Source organism: Pseudomonas sp. IT-P395, from assembly GCF_949767675.1.
In the GTDB taxonomy this organism is placed as follows: Bacteria; Pseudomonadota; Gammaproteobacteria; order Pseudomonadales; family Pseudomonadaceae; genus Aquipseudomonas.
Genome location: NZ_CATKPW010000022.1, coordinates 384,949 through 403,701, shown reverse-complemented (window position 1 = coordinate 403,701; position 18,753 = coordinate 384,949). Strand labels below are relative to the sequence as shown.

General features: G+C 52.9%; 20 protein-coding genes. 13 read left to right on the top strand and 7 right to left on the bottom strand.

From position 1 onward, the window contains the following. The first annotated feature begins 182 nt into the window (after window positions 1-182). The 12 genes from ACM6IN_RS17095 to ACM6IN_RS17040 all read left to right on the top strand — a co-directional run bounded on the left by ACM6IN_RS17095 (window position 183) and on the right by ACM6IN_RS17040 (window position 10,701). Window positions 183-1,310, top strand: coding sequence for an ATPase (locus ACM6IN_RS17095; RefSeq protein WP_414916413.1), 1,128 nt, complete (start codon window positions 183-185; stop codon window positions 1,308-1,310). Continuing rightward, the gene (locus ACM6IN_RS17090; protein ID WP_414916412.1) at window positions 1,307-1,867 is read left to right on the top strand and encodes a hypothetical protein; all 561 of its coding nucleotides are present in this window, start codon (window positions 1,307-1,309) and stop codon (window positions 1,865-1,867) included. The genes ACM6IN_RS17095 and ACM6IN_RS17090 overlap by 4 nt, the downstream gene beginning before the upstream one ends. A gap of 112 nt (window positions 1,868-1,979) precedes the next feature. Beyond that, entirely contained in the window at window positions 1,980-2,315 is a 336-nt protein-coding gene (locus tag ACM6IN_RS17085) for a YegP family protein (RefSeq protein WP_414916411.1), read from the top strand. 256 nt (window positions 2,316-2,571) lie between these two features. Continuing rightward, window positions 2,572-3,672, top strand: a complete 1,101-nt coding sequence (locus ACM6IN_RS17080) for a multiubiquitin domain-containing protein (protein WP_414916410.1) — start codon at window positions 2,572-2,574, stop codon at window positions 3,670-3,672. After that, complete coding sequence (locus tag ACM6IN_RS17075) at window positions 3,669-5,057, top strand: ThiF family adenylyltransferase (protein WP_414916409.1); 1,389 nt, start codon at window positions 3,669-3,671, stop codon at window positions 5,055-5,057. The genes ACM6IN_RS17080 and ACM6IN_RS17075 overlap by 4 nt, the downstream gene beginning before the upstream one ends. Beyond that, a complete protein-coding gene (locus ACM6IN_RS17070) occupies window positions 5,051-5,386 on the top strand; it encodes a DUF6527 family protein (RefSeq protein WP_414916408.1) in 336 nt (111 codons plus the stop codon). The genes ACM6IN_RS17075 and ACM6IN_RS17070 overlap by 7 nt, the downstream gene beginning before the upstream one ends. A gap of 151 nt (window positions 5,387-5,537) precedes the next feature. Beyond that, the gene (locus ACM6IN_RS17065) at window positions 5,538-7,226 is read left to right on the top strand and encodes a hypothetical protein (RefSeq protein WP_414916407.1); all 1,689 of its coding nucleotides are present in this window, start codon (window positions 5,538-5,540) and stop codon (window positions 7,224-7,226) included. 114 nt (window positions 7,227-7,340) lie between these two features. Continuing rightward, the gene (locus tag ACM6IN_RS17060) at window positions 7,341-7,799 is read left to right on the top strand and encodes a hypothetical protein (RefSeq protein ID WP_414916406.1); all 459 of its coding nucleotides are present in this window, start codon (window positions 7,341-7,343) and stop codon (window positions 7,797-7,799) included. A gap of 100 nt (window positions 7,800-7,899) precedes the next feature. Continuing rightward, the gene (locus tag ACM6IN_RS17055; RefSeq protein ID WP_093429692.1) at window positions 7,900-8,223 is read left to right on the top strand and encodes a hypothetical protein; all 324 of its coding nucleotides are present in this window, start codon (window positions 7,900-7,902) and stop codon (window positions 8,221-8,223) included. 15 nt (window positions 8,224-8,238) lie between these two features. Continuing rightward, window positions 8,239-9,447 (top strand): PfkB family carbohydrate kinase, encoded by a 1,209-nt coding sequence (locus ACM6IN_RS17050; RefSeq protein ID WP_414916405.1) that lies wholly within the window; start codon window positions 8,239-8,241, stop codon window positions 9,445-9,447. Further along, the gene (locus ACM6IN_RS17045) at window positions 9,444-10,049 is read left to right on the top strand and encodes a 7-cyano-7-deazaguanine synthase (RefSeq protein WP_414916404.1); all 606 of its coding nucleotides are present in this window, start codon (window positions 9,444-9,446) and stop codon (window positions 10,047-10,049) included. The genes ACM6IN_RS17050 and ACM6IN_RS17045 overlap by 4 nt, the downstream gene beginning before the upstream one ends. Continuing rightward, a complete protein-coding gene (locus ACM6IN_RS17040; RefSeq protein ID WP_103483696.1) occupies window positions 10,027-10,701 on the top strand; it encodes a nitroreductase family protein in 675 nt (224 codons plus the stop codon). The genes ACM6IN_RS17045 and ACM6IN_RS17040 overlap by 23 nt, the downstream gene beginning before the upstream one ends. Here ACM6IN_RS17040 and ACM6IN_RS17035 read toward each other — a convergent pair. Together ACM6IN_RS17035 and ACM6IN_RS17030 are read right to left on the bottom strand one after the other, a co-directional pair. After that, window positions 10,642-11,475 (bottom strand): 8-oxoguanine DNA glycosylase, encoded by an 834-nt coding sequence (locus tag ACM6IN_RS17035; RefSeq protein WP_103483697.1) that lies wholly within the window; start codon window positions 11,473-11,475, stop codon window positions 10,642-10,644. The genes ACM6IN_RS17040 and ACM6IN_RS17035 overlap by 60 nt on opposite strands. Further along, complete coding sequence (locus ACM6IN_RS17030; RefSeq protein WP_414916403.1) at window positions 11,475-12,113, bottom strand: DNA adenine methylase; 639 nt, start codon at window positions 12,111-12,113, stop codon at window positions 11,475-11,477. Before ACM6IN_RS17030 ends, ACM6IN_RS17035 begins: the two co-directional genes overlap by 1 nt. A 318-nt stretch (window positions 12,114-12,431) precedes the next feature. Here ACM6IN_RS17030 and ACM6IN_RS17025 point away from each other — a divergent pair, with 318 nt between their 5' ends. Next, window positions 12,432-12,827 (top strand): DUF6957 family protein, encoded by a 396-nt coding sequence (locus ACM6IN_RS17025; RefSeq protein WP_414916402.1) that lies wholly within the window; start codon window positions 12,432-12,434, stop codon window positions 12,825-12,827. Here the strand turns inward: ACM6IN_RS17025 and ACM6IN_RS17020 are convergent. The 5 genes from ACM6IN_RS17020 to ACM6IN_RS17000 all read right to left on the bottom strand — a co-directional run bounded on the left by ACM6IN_RS17020 (window position 12,796) and on the right by ACM6IN_RS17000 (window position 18,715). Beyond that, on the bottom strand, window positions 12,796-13,716 hold the full coding sequence (locus tag ACM6IN_RS17020; RefSeq protein ID WP_414916401.1) for a hypothetical protein: 921 nt from the start codon (window positions 13,714-13,716) through the stop codon (window positions 12,796-12,798). The genes ACM6IN_RS17025 and ACM6IN_RS17020 overlap by 32 nt on opposite strands. Window positions 13,717-14,287: 571 nt before the next feature. Further along, on the bottom strand, window positions 14,288-15,403 hold the full coding sequence (locus ACM6IN_RS17015) for a TniQ family protein (protein ID WP_093429685.1): 1,116 nt from the start codon (window positions 15,401-15,403) through the stop codon (window positions 14,288-14,290). Further along, window positions 15,361-16,251 (bottom strand): TniB family NTP-binding protein, encoded by an 891-nt coding sequence (locus tag ACM6IN_RS17010; RefSeq protein ID WP_414916400.1) that lies wholly within the window; start codon window positions 16,249-16,251, stop codon window positions 15,361-15,363. The genes ACM6IN_RS17015 and ACM6IN_RS17010 overlap by 43 nt, the downstream gene beginning before the upstream one ends. Next, entirely contained in the window at window positions 16,248-18,173 is a 1,926-nt protein-coding gene (locus tag ACM6IN_RS17005) for a Mu transposase C-terminal domain-containing protein (RefSeq protein WP_093429683.1), read from the bottom strand. The genes ACM6IN_RS17010 and ACM6IN_RS17005 overlap by 4 nt, the downstream gene beginning before the upstream one ends. Further along, window positions 18,170-18,715, bottom strand: coding sequence for a TnsA endonuclease N-terminal domain-containing protein (locus ACM6IN_RS17000; protein ID WP_093429971.1), 546 nt, complete (start codon window positions 18,713-18,715; stop codon window positions 18,170-18,172). The genes ACM6IN_RS17005 and ACM6IN_RS17000 overlap by 4 nt, the downstream gene beginning before the upstream one ends. Between the last annotated feature and the right edge of the window lie 38 nt (window positions 18,716-18,753).

Below are 18,753 nucleotides of genomic sequence, written 5' to 3'. Positions count from 1 at the left end.
TACGTAGTAGCATTTTGATCCCACGCCGATCAGGACATGCGTATCATCCCGTGGTTTACGTCGAAATGTAGGTTGGGTAGCCCAGGACTCACGCACGGTATCCGAACCAAGTACGCTACGGCATTGACTCATTGCAGCGTCTTAACCTCAGTCGCTGCCACCAAGTAAGTTTCGAGCGCTTTATGCAGAAAAGGATTATTCAGCTACTGAGCAAGTTTCCCGGCTTGAAAGCGAGAGAAATAGCAAGCCAATTGGTATTAGAGCGTAAGGCGGTATCTCACCACCTTCATGAAAACCTTGAGATTTTTATCCAAGATCCTGACACTTTCGGATGGTCGGTCATCAAGAGTGCCAGCTTCGTCCTGGAACTGACTTGCGGTGGAACCTGGCTGACAGATACTCACTTTGAAAAAGCTTTGAGTAAATCAGGGTCTCCACTTGATGCCGATCACGGCCATGTGACTATTAAGATTCCTGGCGAGCGCAAAATACTGCTGTGCGCAGCTGCAAAAATACTTGCGATAGCAAATCAACTTGTGGCTGCTAAGAAAAAAGTAGAACTGGACTTCTCTGAAAACAAAGCAGCCCTTTCTTATTTAAATCGTGCAGGCTTTGTCGACAGGCTGGATTCGACAATTAAAATTCTACCAAAAAGACCTTCTAGCTCTGCCGCTCAACGCTACAACGCCAACAATATCGGCCTGGTCGAGTTTTTAGAAATTAACGCTTACGGGGATAACAGTGACAATGTCCCCGAGCGACTCAAGAATAGCTTTATTGAAGCTTTTGGCAAAAACAACTCAAACAAACTGTTCACCGTAGTGTCTGAGTTCGTGGCCAACGTCGAAGAGCATTCAGGAACCGTAATCCCCGGTTTCGCTGGGCTTCAGTGCTATGGTAGTGTTGATAAAAGAGCGAAAGTTATCACCGTGATATCAGATTCCGGCAAGGGAATTTGTGAGACGCTACGTCCTGCTATCGATGAGCACCTCCCGCTATTAGCAAAAAAATTCGATCCCTCGCTGCCAGTATCGGATCCAAAACTCATTCTCCACGCCATCTTAAAAGGCGGCCTCAGTAGCCGGGAGGGCGGCGGAGGAGCCGGACTACATAATAGCCATTCGAAAGCTGTTGAACTGAACGCAACCATTAAGATCAGACAAGAAAACTTCTCTGTGTTGATGGAGTATAAAGCGGGAGTTTTAGAGAATAAGTCCTGGACATTAAATCTCCCGAAACTGATCGGAACTCACATAGTGTTTGAATTCAGCTTGACAAAAACACAACCTCTGCTTAAACTCGAGCCATGAACGAGAAAACTTACATCATAGCCCTGCGGGACTTCACGGACGAAATCAACCCCTACGGAACTTCAAGGGGTAAGCAAACATATGCCAAATTATTGGATCACATCGACAAATACAAAGATGCTTCCATAATTGGCGTATCGTTTTCTAACTTAGAAGGTGCTGACACTTCTTTTCTCCGCGAGTCATTAATTTACATGATCAAACGCTATAGCAAAAAGATTACTTTTTTTGCGTTTGATTTTTTAGATGAAGATATATTTGAAAACTTAAATAGTGCTGCGGTGTCTGGAAAAGAACGCCTCACATGCTGGGTTGGCAGTCAATGCAGATTCGCCGGCCTGGAACCTACCGCTGCAAGCAAGCCTCTGCTCGAACTGGTGATCAGTCGCCGCTCAACCACCACCGCAAAAGTTGCTGAAGAACTCAGTATCAGCGTTCAAAACGCCAGCACTCGCCTGAAGCGCTTAGCCGAGGAAGGCTTTCTGATGCGCGTCGAAGAGGCTGCAGAGACAGGCGGCAAGGAATTTATTTACCAGGTTGTTGGAAAATCTGCTTAAAGGGCTTTCTTTAACCAGAAAAAGGGTCTAGGCTTCTGCTCAGACCCTTTTTTATTGCTTGCGTTAAACAGATTCATTTACCGAGATAGATTGAGAGCGGGTCGGAGGAGTGATGAGGGCGCGTTTCGAGATCAGGTGGGCAACCAGCGATGGAAGGTACTTTCATCTGAAGGCTCCCAACGGGGAAATCATCCTGTTCAGCGAAACCTACAAGACGCTGGCAGGTTGCGAAAATGGCATTGGCTCCTGTCGTGAGCATGCTCCGTACGACAGGTTTTACGGAAGGTTCGTAACAAACGGGGAACAGTTCTCCTTCCATATGAGAGCTGCGAACAATCGAATCGTTGGGCAGAGCGAACTCTACGATTCAGCGCATGCACGCGAGGCCGGCATTGCCGCAGTCAAACGGCATGCCCCACAAGCGGATGTGGTTGACCTAACAAAATAAGGCGCACAGCAAAACGCGCCTCACACGAATAGGAAGCGGCATGAAAAGGAATTTGAGTCGACATCGAAGGAAGGAAAGCTAAGAGCGCAATTGCAGTTGCGCCTTAGCTCAAACACGAATACGTCTGTGCTGGATGAGTATCTTCGTGCGCTGCCGATCGGTCAAGTACTGATCGTGTTCCCTCCAACGTGAAAAGAAATGGCCTCGTTTGGGGTCATTAACCGCCCTCAGGGGCAACCGTTTGGAGAAACAAACCATGCAAGCTACGTCCCAAAACCACCACAGCGGCTTCGTCATCGAGGTGGCTGGCAAAAACCTCGACTTCCGCAAGGTAACTATCGAGGATCAAACACCCACTGGCGCGCAGATTGCGGCGGCGGCTGGCTTCAAACCGGATCAACTGGCCATCGTATTGCAGCTCCTCGCTTCCGGGGCCATGGAAGACATCCGTCCTGATGAGATCGTCACGCTCACCCAAGAACCGACCCGTTTCCTGGTCGCGGAGACGGATCGCACCTACTTTCTCACTGTAGATGGCGCTCGCCTGGAATGGCCATTTGAGCAGATCACTGGCTATCAGGTTCGCAAACTGGCAGAGGTCGGTGAAAACAAACGCCTGCTGCTGGAGCGCGAGGACGAAGCCGACTTGGAAATTCAAGCCACCGACTTCGTCAACTTGGACCAGTCGGGCATTGAGCGCTTCGTTACCCGCAAAGCAGGGTGGAAGCTCAACGTTCAAGGGGTCATTCTTGAGATCGAGACTCCAACAATTTCGGTACGCGACGCCGTAGTGCGCGCAGGCATGAATCCAAATGAAGGTTGGCACATCTACTTCAAGGTCGAAGGTCAACCAAAGGTGGAGAAGTCGCTCGACGACATCATCGACTTGCGGACACCGGGCATCGAAAAACTTCGCCTGACACCCAAGGATGTGGGCAATGGTGAAGTACCTGTGCCGCCACGTCGCTTTTTCAGCTTGCTCCCTATCGATGAGCAGCATCTGGATCGGACTGCGAGCCACTGGGAAACGTGTTTGACCCCGGAGGGGAACCGTTGGTTGGTGATCAACGATTATCCGTTGCCGCAGGGCTATACACATCAACTCGTGCGGCTGGCACTCCTGATCCCGGCGGGGTATCCCTCCACAGAGATCGACATGTTCTACCTGTACCCAGCCGTCGGCCTCACCAGTGGAGTCGCCATTCCTTGCGCGGATTACACAGTGGTAATCGATGGTGTGTCTTTCCAGCGGTGGTCTCGTCATCGCAGTACCCATCCATGGAATCCAGCGACCGACAACGTCATTACTCACTTGGCACTGGTTGAGGGCTGCCTCCTCAAGGAGACCGGTGAATGAGTATCGACTCTCGTCTTGTATTGACGGAGGAGATTCATGCCTCGCTTCGGGAACATCTGTTCCCGGGCGACGGCCTGGAAGCCGCCGCCATTCTCGTGTGCACGCGCTTTGAGGGAGAGAATCTAAAACTGCTCTCGAAGCACCTAATAACCGTGCCGTACGCCGAATGCGAACGGCGTGATGCTGACTACATAAGCTGGCCTGGCCGGTATCTCGAACAAGCCATCGACCTTGCTGATAGTGAATCGCTTTCTATTATCTTGGTTCACTCCCACCCTGGCGGCTACTTCGAGTTCTCCGAAGTAGACGACCAAAGCGATGCCAAAACCATTCCGTGCTTGATTCAAGGCGTTGCCGCCATTCATGGATCAGCAATCATGGTGCCGGGTGGCGCGATGCGCGCTCGAGTCTACGATCTGAAAAGCCACTGCACACCGGTCGCTCTAGTTACGGTTGCAGGCGATGAGATCAAGTACTGGCAGGGATCTGTCCCATTGCCAGAGCAACCCGTGGTCGCGTTTACATCGGGTATGACAGCAACCCTAAACCGACTGAGCGCCGTCGTCATTGGGGTCTCTGGCACCGGTTCAATCGTGGCCGAACAAGTCGCAAGACTTGGGTTCGGCGAGGTCATCCTCATTGATCACGATCAGCTCGAAGAGAAGAACCTCAACCGGATTCTGAATGCCACACTTCAAGATGCCCTGGCGGCTCGGCCAAAGGTGGAAATGTTCGCGCAAGCCATCAACCGTATTCGCGCGGTACCGTTCACCAAATCAATCAACGCCTCCATCCTGACACGTGAAGCGGTTCTCGCAGCCGCAGGCGCCGATGTCATTTTCTGCTGCGTCGACACTCACCAGGCGCGGATGGTCGCGGATCTGATATCCACGACGTTCCTTATTCCGCTGTTTGACGTGGGAGTGAAGATTCCTACTCGTAAAGATGGTGATGATCACTGGATCATCACGGACGTGGTCGGCCGGATTGATTATGTGAAACCCGGTGGCTCGTCACTGGGTGATCGCGGCGTGTACACCCCTCAAACGTTGCTAGCCGAATATCTTCATCAGGTGGATCCGCAAGCGCACAAGGATCAAGTGGAGCGCGGGTACATCACCGGTATGCAGGAGGAAGCGCCTGCCGTGATCACGCTCAACATGCGTGCAGCATCAGCGTGCGTATCTGAATTCATCGCGCGAGCCTTCCCATATCGAGAAGATAAGAACGGCAAATATGCGCGCACTATTTTTACATTATCAGGCTGTGAGGAGGACTACTTCAACGAAACAGCCTACTCCCCTAGCCCGAAGTCGCAGCTAGCCCAGAGCTGCAAAGAGCCGCTGCTCGGCCTCCCTGACCTGAGTGCGAGGACACCATGCTGAAAAAATTATTTCAGTACGTTGTGAGCAAGCTAGACCCATTGCTTCCGGCGAGAACGCTCACGGTGATCGAGGGAGATTCATTGCCAGCAAAAATGCCGATGCGATCTCTCGTTTTGGCCAGAGATGGGCAAGAGGACTGGTGTGTGGGATTCAAATGCCCATGCGGTTGTGGACACACTATTGAACTCTTGTTGATCGAGGAAGCCCGGCCCAGATGGGATTGCGAACTTGATAAGCACGGTCATCCCTCTCTCCACCCTTCCGTGTGGCTAAAAAGCGGCTGCAAGTCTCACTTTTGGATTCGTCACGGAAAAGTACATTGGGCTTAGTCCCCAGACCTCAATGTTTCACCTAGCCCTGCATAAAGCCGTCCGCTTGAGGTAGGCGGTTTTATGCAGGATTAAAAGCGGAATTTTCAGACTAAGGGGCTGTAAGGTGGGGCCAGTTAAACGTGTTGAATTCTCCTATCCACGATCCGATTTGACTCATCCCGACTCTGGCGTGGCGCGACTTAGCGGTAATTACATCGTCTGGTCGTATGCCCAAATCCGGCACAACATTCGTGCCCGCTCCATGCCTCTTGTGGATGTGTATTTCCGTTCCTTGAAAAAGAACGTTCCCTCCGCAGGCCAATTTGTGAGCCTGCCACTGAGCAGCATTCCTCACTACCGGATCGGAACGATCTGGCGGCGGGGTAAATGTGTGTCGGACACATTGATGCAAGAGAGAAAATTCGATGTGGATTTCTCTCCGGAAGGCTGGAGTCTGACATCTCGGTTGGAGCTCAATCAGATGGGTATGGGCCACATCTTCGCTGATCAGGATTACCCCCTGCATTACGGCGAGCGAGACAGCATGAAGCTGATCAACTTCAAGCTGCCAAAAGGCAATCTGCTGGTTTCTTGCGTTGACTATTTTGCTAGGGCCTATGCCAGGAACATGGATGTCTGCCGGGCATTGACCACTCTCAAATGGTCAGACGTGATGGACGTGCTTTATGAAGACCCGCGACCTTCTGCTCACCAGTGGCTGGTCAAGCCGTCTCGCAGAATGCGTAACTACGATGCCGTGTATTTGGCTCATCTTATGTATGACAGCTACACCGAGATGCGCACAAAGAAAATCAATTCACAGTTTGCTTCCCGATCCCCGCTGCAAAAGGTGAACTTGGAAGCGGAACCGTGGTTTACCGGCCCTGGAACGCTAGAGTGCCGAGGGAAGTGGATTAACGGCGGCAAAACATTTCTTTGCCTCGATTTAGTGGGCTCCAGCGAACCCATCGGGCAAGACATCCAGTGGCAAGCTTTAAAATTTGACTCTACCAATGGGAAGGAGGGTGCTGGGAGATTGGTCATGCCACGTCCGTTACGATCTGCGCATGCTGAAGAGTTTCTTCAGGAACAGTCTTATGTTGAACCTGACAAGCACTCAGAAATCACGATCGTCAAAGCTCCACCCTTTAAGGCATTGGGGAAAAGGAGGAAGGTTGTCAAAACCAAAAAAATTGTTCCCTCAGATAAAGGGAGGCTTGGCCCAAATCCACCAAGGCCTGACTCCCTGGCAGACGGCGACGGTGTCGGTTCCGGCAAGAACGTCGGCAAGGCAGAGCACGTTGCAGAGGCCAAGTTGGAGTCTCACGGGTTTCTGCGTGATATCTGGAACGCTTTCGCATCTCTGAAAAAATGCAAGAAGAACAAAATCACGCGCTTGGATTGGTATACCCCCACTGATGGGTTCAGCTCAAGTGAGCCAGCCAAAGTACTTGTGCTGGCTCCCATCGAGAACTCGAAGATTCCCAGTGATGTACGCAGCTGGGTCTACCTCGACCGAGGCACCAATCAGTTGCGCGGCCTGCTGGTGCTGCGCATCCAGATCGCCAGTGTGGACTACTTCTGCTTCGAGACCCAGCGTAAGGAAATCGAAGGTGATCCAAGCTCAGGGCGTGCAGGGCTATTAATGAAATCGCACGTGTCGAGCGAGGAAGAGTTCTCACAATTCGTAGAGAAGTTGAGCTCCTCAATCCGGTACAAAAAGGGCGTCTTTAAAAATATGGCCAACTTCTTCCCCCAAGGCTTCGAAACCTTTAATCACACCCAGAAAGACAAGCAGGTTCGTTATCGCAACCGGCTAATAGGTGCGTTTAGAAAGCTGGGAGTGGAGCTTGTATGAGTGCCACCTGCGCAGCAGTGCTCCACCAGATTTTGCATGCACTTGAACTGGACAGTCCGGGCACGTACGGCTGGGTTTCTGAATCATTTCTACATTGAAGCACTGGAGATAACTATGCGTTTTAAAAAGCTGACTGCCGTATTGGCAATGGTTCAGGTGCTGATTCTTTCGGGTTCTGCCTCGGCTCAGCAACTGGTCAATGACAAAGCGATAAAAGCTCAATTACACCAACCTCAACCGTATGAGCTGACTCTGGGTACCTTCATCAATCTGACGTTGGAACGTGTCGATCCCGATCAGGTATCGGCAATGGTTTACCAGAACGTCTACGACAACTTCGAAAACATCACCATTCCGAAAGGCAGTCGCTTGTTCGGGCGCCAGGTCGCCAAGGTCAACGATACTCGCGATGTCTATTTCAATGAGATTCAGCTCAGTAGCACGGGACAAACCTACACTCTCGAACCGCCATTGCAGGCGACTGGGCCACTAGGAGAAGCCGGCATTGTGGACTTCAATCCCGCCGCTATTGCCGGAACAATGTTGCGAAAAGATCTGATATTTCCTCACTAAGGCGAAGTATCAGTTGGCCAAATCAAGTGGTGAGACCGATAGCAATTGGATATCACCTCGTGATATTGCTATGACCCTCGCCTAGCAAAAGGAAATGCTTATGTCCGGTACTGGAGGCCCCCAAGGCCCGACGATTGAAACGCCTGAGGTGTGTGATCAGCTGTCGTTTAGTGCGCAGTTGGCATCCCCCAAGGAAGAGATTGTGGATCAGCTGCACGTCAACGACATCCTGGACATCGTATCCGGGGAACAGAACGGTCAGTCCGTTGTACATGCACTCTGGCGTGGCAACATCGCCGGCGGAATCGCAGACCCGCGCCTCCAACGCCTGCGGATCTGCATGAGTGAAGGTTACATGTACGCCGCCAGAGTACTCGCTATCAACAACGGCCAAGTACGAGTCCTCATCTATCCCGTCAAGTGAAGCAAGGAGCGCTTTATGATTACCGTCGCAGGTGGTGTGTACAGGGAGCGTTGTCTACGCCCGAGTTGGCAAGAGTACTACGGCTCCGCAGGCAGGGCGGCAACGGCGATTTCTCGTTTTGGGGGTGATGTGGAACTCCACAGCCCTCTGGACAGCCAGTCGTTGTTCATCATGAGCAACCGCGCAGCACTCGAAGGCTTCACGCTGGAGCCTACCGATGTGCCCCAAAGCGTATCGTTCGATTACACCCATGGCTTGGCCACCCCGCAGATTACTTATCGTCATGCCGATCCTGCTATCAGCATTCAGGTTGCAGCCCCCCGTGTTCTTCGATTTGGCATGATCGAAGGCACTGTCGTAGTAGATGCCGACTACGCCGTTTACGACCCACAGAGTGCGGACAATCCCGAGTTTTTCAGCGCCAACGGCTCGAAGGCCAAACATTTGGCGCTTGTCCTGAATCGCCACGAAGCACAACAGCTGTGTGATTCCGATTTGCCTGTGGAAGAGCTGGCAGCACTGCTTGCCCAAAAAGAAGGCGCTGAAGTAGTCATCATCAAGATGGGGCCGCTGGGCGCGCTGGTGTACGAGCATGGGGCGATTACCTCCGTGCCGGCTTACCGGACGAAGCGTGTCTGGAAGATCGGTTCAGGCGACACCTTTGCTGCCCACTTTGCATACGCGTGGCTAGAGCAGGGACACAACGCCACTGAAGCTGCTGCAATCGCATCCAAGGCCACTGCTTTTTATTGCGAGACTCAGGGATATCCTACGCCTAAGCAACTCAGCGGTTATACACCTGAAGCGCTGGTTGCCTCAGATCGATACCGCAACGGTTTCAGACCACAAGTGTATTTGGCGGGCCCGTTTTTTACCTTGGCTCAACTCTGGATGATCCGCGAAGCGCTGAACGATCTACAAGCGATGGGACTGCGCGTTTTCTCCCCCTATCACGACGTAGGGCTTGGCTCGGCTGAAGACGTCGTTGAGTTAGATATTCAGGCAATCCGTGACTGCGATCTGTTGTTTGCCATTGGCGATGGACTGGATTCAGGCACGATCTATGAGATCGGTTACGCCAGGGCTCTAACCAAACCTGTGGTGCTGTACTCGGAGAACGAATCAGCCCAAGACAAGAAGATGATGGAAGGGTCGGACTGCCTGATCTGTGATGACTACGTGTCATCGATTTATCAGACGGTCTGGGAGGCGATCAAGCTATGAAGATCGCACTTTTGCTTTCAGGGGGCATGGACTCCTTGTCACTCGCCTGGTGGAAGCGCCCTGATCTGGCATTCACCCTCAATTACGGTCAGTTGGCAGCTAATGCAGAGATCGCCGCATCCAAAGCTATTTGTGAACGCTTGGGAATTGAGCACTACGTTCTGGAGATTGACTGTCGTAGCCTCGGCTCCGGTGACATGGCCGGTACTACGGCAGATGGTTTGGCCCCTGCCTCAGACTGGTGGCCATATCGCAATCAGATGCTGATTACTTTGGCAGCAATGAAAGCCATTTCGTACGACGTGACGCATCTATGGTTGGGAACAGTGAAGTCGGACGGATCCCACCGAGACGGTACACCCGAGTTCGTGGACGCGATCAGCCAACTGATGTCACTTCAGGAAGGCGGCATGCGCATAGAGGCTCCGGCCATAAAACTCTCCACGCAAGAGCTAGTTCGCGCATCAGGTATTCCCTCAGGCTATCTGGCATGGGCGCATAGTTGCCATAAAGCCGACGTTCCTTGTGGCAATTGCCGTGGCTGTAACAAGTACTTTGAGGTGTTCGAAGAGGTCGGATATGACTTGGATCGATCTGGGTAATCCATTTCCCAAGCACCCCAACGATCTTTATAAACCGTTTCGGTGGGTCACAGGAAAGATCCAGCATCTGCCGGCAGGGTTACCCGTAGCCTCGCCGGCAGTACTTGAAGTACTTCAGCAGAGAAGAACAGTACGTCAGTTCGCGTCTCTTGAGGACGTTGGGCTAGCTGATTTTCTCTGGTACGCCTGTCGCACTTATGAGACGTGGCCATCCGATCTAGGTTTCGAGCTTGAATACCGCGCCTCACCATCGGCGGGGGCAATCCATCCCATACACCTGGTCATCAAGCGACCCCATGACGAGCGCTGGTGGCTGTATGAACCTAGAGGGCATTTCCTCGCCGAGCTGACAACTGCACCAAAGGCATTTGAAGGACTCTGGGAGCACAGCCAGCAAGTTCTCAACGCCCCACACGCCACTCTGATCTTATTTCTGGCTGAACCCGGCAAAGCTTTGGCGAAATATCAGGACGGGTGCAGTTTGATCTGGAGAGATGCCGGCGCACAGGTAGCGACAATGGCGCTCGCTGCGTGCGGCTTGGGGCTGAATTTCTGCCCACTGGGCATCACTGGCGAACCGTGGGCCAGCGCCCTAGCTGAGGAAAGTCAATTGGTTGGCGTCGGCTTGGCTTTTCTTGGGCTTGCCCCGTGAACGTCGTTCAGGTGAAGTCTGACCCATGCCCATGATGCTGTGGACCGTCGCCGAGGAAGACATCATTTCCAGCCAGATCAGCGCGTCCAGTTCAGATGCTCGCACACCCAATCCTTTGCTGAATTGGATGAACTGCTCCTCCAACTCCAGATAATGGCGCTCAACAGTCAGACTCTGTTCAAAGAACTTGCCCAGCAGACCTGCGCGTAGAATATGAATGTCGAGAATGGCGACATCGTCTGCGTCCAGCCAGTTGCGCGCCACCCATGAAGCCGTCTTGTAACCGATGCCGGGAATGTCCAGCAGCCAATCTCGTAGGGCTCGCCCCGTGCTCAGCGGGGGATACTCGGTTGCCAATTTGTGCAGTGCTGCAGCCAGGTAACGCGCCTTCTGTTTGGCAAACCGGTAACGAACCGTCCGATCCTCCACCGATATTGGCTCCTTGAGCCATTCCAGTAGCACTTCTTCTGAAGGTGGCTGATCTCCAAATGCCCCACGCGCTTTGACATGGTGGAAGGCTGCAAGCCCAACACTGGCAGGAATGCCGTGACCTCCCAAAAGGCATGCACCCACTTCTTCTTTCAGAGTCGCACCCAGTTTGTAGTTGATGCGCTCGCCTTGCAGCCGTCGGGCGTAGACCTGATAAGCCCAATACGCGGGTGTCGGAAAAGCTTCGATTGCACCCCACGGAACACCCGGAATCACTTCCGAGTCTGGCATTGGCAGCTCGACATTGAAGACCACGTGGTCCATGAAAATCGCGCCCAGCTGCATCAGGCTGCCTCCTCGGCGTCACCGTATTGTTCCTGCATCCATTGCAGCAAATCATAGCGCTCTGCTGCACTCATGCTGTCGATACGATCTCGTAACCGCGCCTGGCGACGCTGGATGGTTTGCCGATCGCGAAATGTTGCACCCATGTATCTAGAGTCATGCAAACGTGCAGGTGGTTCAAAATTCATCCACACCACCTCCTCGCGTACATCCACGTGGGTTTTGGTTTGGAATTTCACTTTGTGCCAACCCACCAACTGCTCGTCGTAGAGTTCGTTGTCGTAGCCAGAAAGCATCACTTTGCAGGGCAGTGTTTTAAGCAGGTGCAAAAGCCGTACATGATCGGCCTCTGAGTAGTCGCAACGGTAGACCTTGGCCCTTCGGCGGGTGTGTGGCACATAGGGAGGGTCAACGTAAACCAGCTCGTCCCCAGTAAACTCAAAGTTTTCTAGAAACCCCAACGCATCGGTTTTTTTAAGCTCACATACCCCTGGCAGCTCCGCGTGCCAACGGTCAATGACCTTCGCATCGAGGTCTATCCCGATGCTGCGCTGCGCAGGTTTCTTGTTGCGCATGACCGCGCCGCCGCCAAGGTGCGACTCAATATAGGTCTGATGCGGTGGCATCAGGTTGATCAAGTGCTGGTAGCACTTGCCTTTCCCGCCTGGATATCTCATGCACTCAAGCATCGTCATATCTGACGATGATGTCAATGAGAGGCGAGAAGGTGTCGACCGACGGTTAAAGGGATCAATGTTGCCATCAGTCGTTGCGGTACTTGCTAGCAAGCCTACAGAACAGCTCACCGCTGCGCTTCAAGCAAAAGAACTACCGATTTAGCCTTTTGACAACCTGGATCGGCACTTCCATCATCAATCTTTCAGTAGCTAATGTTCGTATTTGCTCGCACATAGGCATGCAGAAGCACACGGCCAATTCTCGGGAGCACCTCGCCAATGGATCTCGGAAGACTTGAAAAGCTTATTGGGAGAGACCGGCAGACAGTCAAAGGCTGCAACTTGTCGGCCGATGAGGCTGCCATAGTGGCGCACGGGAAATTTGCGCATCACTCATTTTGTCTTGTGAAAGACTGGGCGATACTCGACCTGGAAATCACCGAAGAAGAGCGGGATATCCTTCTGTCCCGTGGCTTGAAGCCAGTACTTCTATATGCACTACATGTAGTACATGACAGTCGTGGACGCTTTGCCGCTGGGGACTGGGTTCGTAGCTCTTTCCAACAAAGCTATGACGATAACGGTTTTTTTATCACCAAGAACACGGTGTATGTTCTGCTAGGCGATGGCAATCGCCAGCAAATCACCGCGCGCGATCTCCTGAGCCTGCAATGAGCAAGGTCGCTGCCCCTAACGTTTCAGCATCAACGTGCGTTGATCCGTAACTCTCAGCAGACGGCACCCAGAGTGTGCTGCCCGCAAAGTCTACTTCGAATCCTGCCACCTCGCGGAATGAGGCTGGGCGAAAGTCCAACGAAGTGCGGTTCGCTCGTCTAATACCATGAAAATAGGCCAACCCTTTGACTATCCACTTCGCCTCAAAGTCTCTGACCTCATAACGATTTTTGAAAAGATCGATCAGCTCTCTTTCGGACTTATGACGCTTAGCAGCTTTCAGCCACTTCTCATTTGGTCGCGGATCCAGCTTCAGATTGAGAGTCTTGTTGAGAAAGTTGATAAAGCCTGTCACCGCCGCTACTTGCCCAGGCCAATGTCGCCAAAAAGACTCAAGCGTACGCTGGGTGGGTAACGCCCCACCGGTCAGTTGTACCTGGTTCAAAAAATTTACCGCCGAACGAATAGCCAGCCGGACTGAACGCAACTGGACGTCGTGTTGACTCAGCTTGGCGATCAAGGCGCGGTGATACTTGGTCAACACATCGCTTTCCCATTGCCCTGTAACTTGAGATAGCAACTCATCCAATCGGCGCTGTTCCGAGTGTGCTTCGCGAGCATCAGCAGTTGCGCGTACCCCATGAGCCTCTACAAGCCACCGCATGGGTACTTCAGCCCTACGCAAGCCACCGGCATGGAAGTGCTCGAGCAGAGCTTCGTAGGAAGGAATACGACCCCATAGATGATCGATCTGGCTAAAGAAGTCGAAGTAAGTATGTACCCTGGCCGCCGCTTTCTTTACATCCATCTCGCGCTCAAGCCATTCGCCAAAGCTCACAAACAACGCGCCTACCTCAGGAGAAGCGAAACCCTGCTGATCTATTGCCAAACGACTTCTAAGCGTACGCCGCCAGTAACAGTGCTCACACTCATGGCCTCGACCCGCCGGCATGTCAGTGCCACATGTGCCACAAGATCGCGTCCCCTCGTAGCTGCACGGTTTACAAAGTTTCTCTCCCTGCGCACTTTCCACCAGAACTCGATGGCGGCGGCAACTAGGGCACGTAGCAGCGTCGGGACCGCTGCACTTCGGACAAGAGCGCAAACCCGTTATTTGATTCTGAGCCAGTTGCCGTGAAAGTTTGCCGCAGACCTCGCAAGGTGCCGGCACTCTAAAATATCGCGCGCATGCCTTACACGCCGGGCCATACTGAGTCATCAGGCCAATCTTGAATTCGACCTTCTGACAGCGCACGCAAGGACGATTACGCGCGCAACCACCGCATCGAGCGGATAGATCGAATATGGGTAACCTTGCGAAATTTCCACAGCCGGCGCACATCCGTCGCTTGAACAAGCGCGGGTAGCAGGTCGCACAATAGCGCTGGCCCTCATGAACCTTCTTCGCCTTGAGCATTGCCCTGCCGCAGTCACAGCACGTCGGAGTGGTACTCGCCTGGTCAGAGGCCATTTCGTCTCATCCTTCTCGTCAATCGCAACCACATGCGTAACACCTCCATCTGCGTGCGAGGATGATCATCGTTACGCTGACTAGCCAGATGCGGGGAGTGGACTTTCAACGCGCTCGCCATGCGGATCAAGATGTCCGGTGCTCCATGGGGAGGAACATGAAGGGCATACAAAGGTAAGGCAAGTCGTTTGGCCTCGTGGATGAATATGTCTGGCCCAGCGGTCATCAGCGCCCAAGCTCCCCCCAGCAATTTGGCACGTTCGGGCTGTGCTAAATATTCGAACGGTAAGCCCAGCGATGCGGGTGTTAGGGATGTCGTATCCACACCTAGGTTTTTGCAAAATAGCAGTAGTGTTTGCGAACGTTGTCGGGCAGTAACTTGCAACAAGCTAATCATCGCACGCGCCACCCGCATCCACTGTGTGAAATCCAGAGTGATATTTCCGAATGATCCAGGCGCTGTGACCAATTGATCCGCGTACTGCTGAATAGCAAGCGCGTCTGGCAGAGCCGCCACTCGAGCGCATGCTCCGAGCAAGGCACCACAGGCGTGACATTGGCCCATAAGTTCGCTCGCCTGCAGTAGGCCCGGCTGCAAAGGAGAGTGACATCGCTGGCAACAGTCGATCAAGCCGACGTTGTGGATGGGACAACTCGTGTGCCAAGCCAATCGCCATTGAATTCGGTAAAACGTTTTTCCTTGGGTGAAGCACTCGGGGCAACACTGGAGCCCGCCGGCATGAAACCTACTACGACAACCTAGTACAAGCACCCACGGCCAGACACCAGTCCGCTTCGAAGGGTCATTGACCAGCAACTTCGCGACTCGATCCAGTGTTGAACACTGCAATGTGGTTGCTGTAATCCCAGTGTATGCAGCGAGCACTTCCAACCTTCGAAGCTCGATCCCACGATCAAAATCCTGAGTCCAGATTCGAAATGCCGGCCACACCACGGACGCCAAGTTACTGGGTGAGTAGCCGTGGGCCAGTGCGACGCGCACCAGCCACGAAGACAGCAACTCGTCCGCAATTAGTGATTGAGAAAGTGGCCATACAGGCGCTACCCCATCAGCTCCCGGATGCCACGTGTAGGACGCAGCCACGACTTACTCTCGATCAGCTCTCTGTCTATGTGCTCCTTACCCGAAACTATTGCCTCCTTTGCACACTCGACCAACAGGCGATGAATGTCGCCTGTGTTGCCACCGGAAATCGAATGGATCAACTGCGCCTTGTCCGCCTTGTACAACTCCGAAGCACGCTTAAGTGGCAGGATGGCTTCAAAGGCCTTCAACAACCGTTGGAAGTCAGGGTTGAGCTTCCAAAGATTCAGTTTGACCACGTCAAATCGACTGGCATGTTGCGGATCATGATGGAGCACCCTGACGGCATCAGGTGTTCCTACACCAACCACTGGAATAGCCAGCTCGTTACACAGGGCTTTGATGGCATTCATGACCTCTCGTTGCTTGATCGCAGAGCCGGTTAAAAGCGAATGGATTTCATCGATGATCAGCATCCGCACGTTCAGCTCGCGAAAGGAATGGAAGACCTGATAGCGCAATGAAACCTTGGAGTCCGTCGTTCGATACGGCATCCAAAGGCGATCCAATAATGCGATATAAAAGTCCTTTTCATCGGCGGATGCCGGTGCTTCGGCAAGGATCACGGGCCGCACTGGATCGGCATTTTCGTTGACGTAGCCTTCACCGTGAGTCTTCATGAACTGGCGCACGATCGTTGTTTTGCCGTTGTTAGAATCGCCTACAATCAGCAGATTTTGCATGCGGGGTCGCTTGGGCATATCGAACAAGTAACCGAGGTTCTCCAGGATATTATGAGCGGTTCCATAACCAATCCAGCGTGGCTCACCCATGAACAAAATACGCTCACGATCTGAGAGCTGAAGAACCGGTCGAAAATCCGGCAGAAGATGCGCGTGCTCACTCATGAAATGTCACCGATCAATTCAACGTCATCGAGCAGTAGGCCGTCTGGCGATGCGGGCAAATCCGCGACAACTTGGGCTACAGATCTCTTGGGGGATGCAGGAGTAACGTTTTTCCCGTGCACCTTGAGCTTCTGGGCATCCCTACGTGCTTTTTTGGTCATCTGAGAGGCACTTTTCACCAGCTCACGATTCTCCATTATTAGTCTGGATATCGTCGCTTCGTCGATGTTCTCTCGCCCCTCGTCCACCGCCTTTTTCTTAGCGGCCCTGAACTCCCAAACGGTAGCTGCAGGGAAAGCCTGGTTTGCGACTGGAACGCGAAAATATTGCTTAAGTAATGGGTCGAAGAACCAAATGACACTTATGTCACGCGGATCTCGCCGGAAAATGAATTTCCTCGCTAGGCCAGTTTCAGGATCAGTGGTGTTGATCCAGTGTCGCAAGGCCTCGGAGTAATAGAACACGTCGATCTGGACGCCGTAGGTCTGTACGGTACGATGAAAAGACGGCAGGAAGTCCAGCTGCACCGTTAGCGCATCATCTGGGCGCGGCGGAACACTGACAAGCGGGTCAAGCTCGCGATTCCCAAAGAAGCCCAGCTGCCACTTTCGGGCTGGACTCATGTAAATAGCTGAATGAGGACTCTGGTGGTAGCGGAGGATGGCCCGTACTAACCATCTCTCGAACTCGCCCATCGTCAACGTCGCGTTCTTATCCGAATCGTACCCGTCTCGGTCACTCGTGTTGCTGAACGTTGTGCCAGGTAGCTCGTGCAACATGCGCATGAACGTTCCGAGCAACCGTTCGATATGCCCACCATATTTAGGAACTTTGACCGGGCGAAAGACGTTCTCGATGTTGTAATTCGAGCAAGAACGCCGAACGTTCTCCGCGCGAAAGTCCGGCCCATTATCGGAGTGAACGACTCGCGGAAAGCCCCATACTGGCCAATCACCCTCTACCTGGTGAACGTTGAGCCAGTCCTCCTTCGGCAGCACCGCGTGAGCGATACACATGCCGACGGAGATTTCCGATGGTTCCTCGAGTGCCAGATAGTAGCCAGCGATCATTCGGGAATGCACATCGATGGCAACTGTGAGCCATAAGCGGCCGATGGGTTTGCGATGAAGATCATCAACGACAATCAGGTCGATAGGGGTATGGTCAATCTGGATGACCGCAAGCGGATAGTCAGCCCCCGGAAACTTGCCCACAGACGGTGTGTACCTATTACGAGCCTGATCAGCAAAGCCACGCTTTCTAAGAACCTGCTTTTCGGGAATTTTGGCAATCCGAGCACGGATCGCCGAGGCACCTGGAGGGGTAATACCTTGAGCCTTGGCGCGCATCGCCACTTCCGCGATGGTCGATTGAATGCTCGGTCTTTGAGACTTGAGATAGTGATCGTCGATCACATCCCGGATGATCTTCTCAGCTTCAATCGTCAGCCTCGTTGCCCCACTTTTCCAGCCACGCTTGCGCGGAACCAAGGCGAGAATTTCGTTCCAGTTCTGGTAGCGCTCCAGCCAACGGTAAAGCGTGGCAGTATCAACCCCAACCTCTTTCGCCCGCGCCTCTACGGTATACCTAGGATTAACGGTCTCGTTGATTAGAGGGCTTATTGCCGAGAAGCGCTGCTGCGCGACGGCCCAGTCGTCAGAGTTGATGGTCGCTACATCATGATTGACGTAGAGCCCATCAATTCTTTCTTGCTCGACAGCCCGTAGTTCCGGCACCCGCAACGAAGCACTTACACCGGTTTCTACCTCCACACCGATGACTGTATCGAACCCCAATATTTGAAGGATTCGGTAGATAGTCTTGTCACGACGCACCATCGCGCCGACCTCAATTGCTACACGCGATCTGGACGGCTCGAAAGGGATCAAATGCTCATCGGTATCAATTTCGTAGATGTTCATAAGTGAGGTATCCACAACTCAAGGAACTGATCGAGAGGTTCAGTAATGTCGCACTCGACTCGGCCAGTCGCGATGAGGTGCCAAAGAAGGGAAACACCTCTTTCCCGATAAATGCCGTTGAAGTGCCGCGCTAGCAAATAATGCACGGGAGAGATCTCTGTCTCCTGCAGAGTGTTGAGCACCATGTCGATGTCTTCGCGATCAAACGTCATTCGCTCGAAGCGTTCGAGAAAAATGATGTTCTCCAGCGGCAGGCCACGAATTCGGGATTCGTCGTAGATGCTGAATGACCACCCCTGTTCGCTGGCATAACGCCGAGCGGCCTTCCACTTCCCGGACCAAGCTCGCCAGTGCTCACGCCAGAGATACGCAGGTTTCACTTCAACAAGCATTGGCTTGATGTAATCGACATGGCTGTGTCCCCCTTGGTGGTAGTACACCAAGAAGTCGGGAGTGTAGGTCTGAGGTCGACCGTGAGGATCAATAAAATCGATTCTCACCGGCTGGGCCACCACCGATGAAACTCGATGAGAAAACCTCATTCGCTTAAGAAAATCTCGCTCGAGAAGAGATTCAAAGG

Coding starts and splice junctions, on each gene's coding strand:
- ACM6IN_RS17060 (WP_414916406.1), top strand. CDS start 7,341: ATGCGTTTTAAAAAGCTGACTGCCGTATTGGCAATGGTTCAGGTGCTG.
- ACM6IN_RS17075 (WP_414916409.1), top strand. CDS start 3,669: ATGAGTATCGACTCTCGTCTTGTATTGACGGAGGAGATTCATGCCTCG.
- ACM6IN_RS17005 (WP_093429683.1), bottom strand. CDS start 18,173: ATGAACATCTACGAAATTGATACCGATGAGCATTTGATCCCTTTCGAG.
- ACM6IN_RS17090 (WP_414916412.1), top strand. CDS start 1,307: ATGAACGAGAAAACTTACATCATAGCCCTGCGGGACTTCACGGACGAA.
- ACM6IN_RS17000 (WP_093429971.1), bottom strand. CDS start 18,715: ATGAGGTTTTCTCATCGAGTTTCATCGGTGGTGGCCCAGCCGGTGAGA.
- ACM6IN_RS17095 (WP_414916413.1), top strand. CDS start 183: ATGCAGAAAAGGATTATTCAGCTACTGAGCAAGTTTCCCGGCTTGAAA.
- ACM6IN_RS17045 (WP_414916404.1), top strand. CDS start 9,444: ATGAAGATCGCACTTTTGCTTTCAGGGGGCATGGACTCCTTGTCACTC.
- ACM6IN_RS17035 (WP_103483697.1), bottom strand. CDS start 11,475: ATGCAGCTGGGCGCGATTTTCATGGACCACGTGGTCTTCAATGTCGAG.
- ACM6IN_RS17010 (WP_414916400.1), bottom strand. CDS start 16,251: ATGAGTGAGCACGCGCATCTTCTGCCGGATTTTCGACCGGTTCTTCAG.
- ACM6IN_RS17040 (WP_103483696.1), top strand. CDS start 10,027: ATGACTTGGATCGATCTGGGTAATCCATTTCCCAAGCACCCCAACGAT.
- ACM6IN_RS17080 (WP_414916410.1), top strand. CDS start 2,572: ATGCAAGCTACGTCCCAAAACCACCACAGCGGCTTCGTCATCGAGGTG.
- ACM6IN_RS17055 (WP_093429692.1), top strand. CDS start 7,900: ATGTCCGGTACTGGAGGCCCCCAAGGCCCGACGATTGAAACGCCTGAG.
- ACM6IN_RS17025 (WP_414916402.1), top strand. CDS start 12,432: ATGGATCTCGGAAGACTTGAAAAGCTTATTGGGAGAGACCGGCAGACA.
- ACM6IN_RS17070 (WP_414916408.1), top strand. CDS start 5,051: ATGCTGAAAAAATTATTTCAGTACGTTGTGAGCAAGCTAGACCCATTG.
- ACM6IN_RS17050 (WP_414916405.1), top strand. CDS start 8,239: ATGATTACCGTCGCAGGTGGTGTGTACAGGGAGCGTTGTCTACGCCCG.
- ACM6IN_RS17085 (WP_414916411.1), top strand. CDS start 1,980: ATGAGGGCGCGTTTCGAGATCAGGTGGGCAACCAGCGATGGAAGGTAC.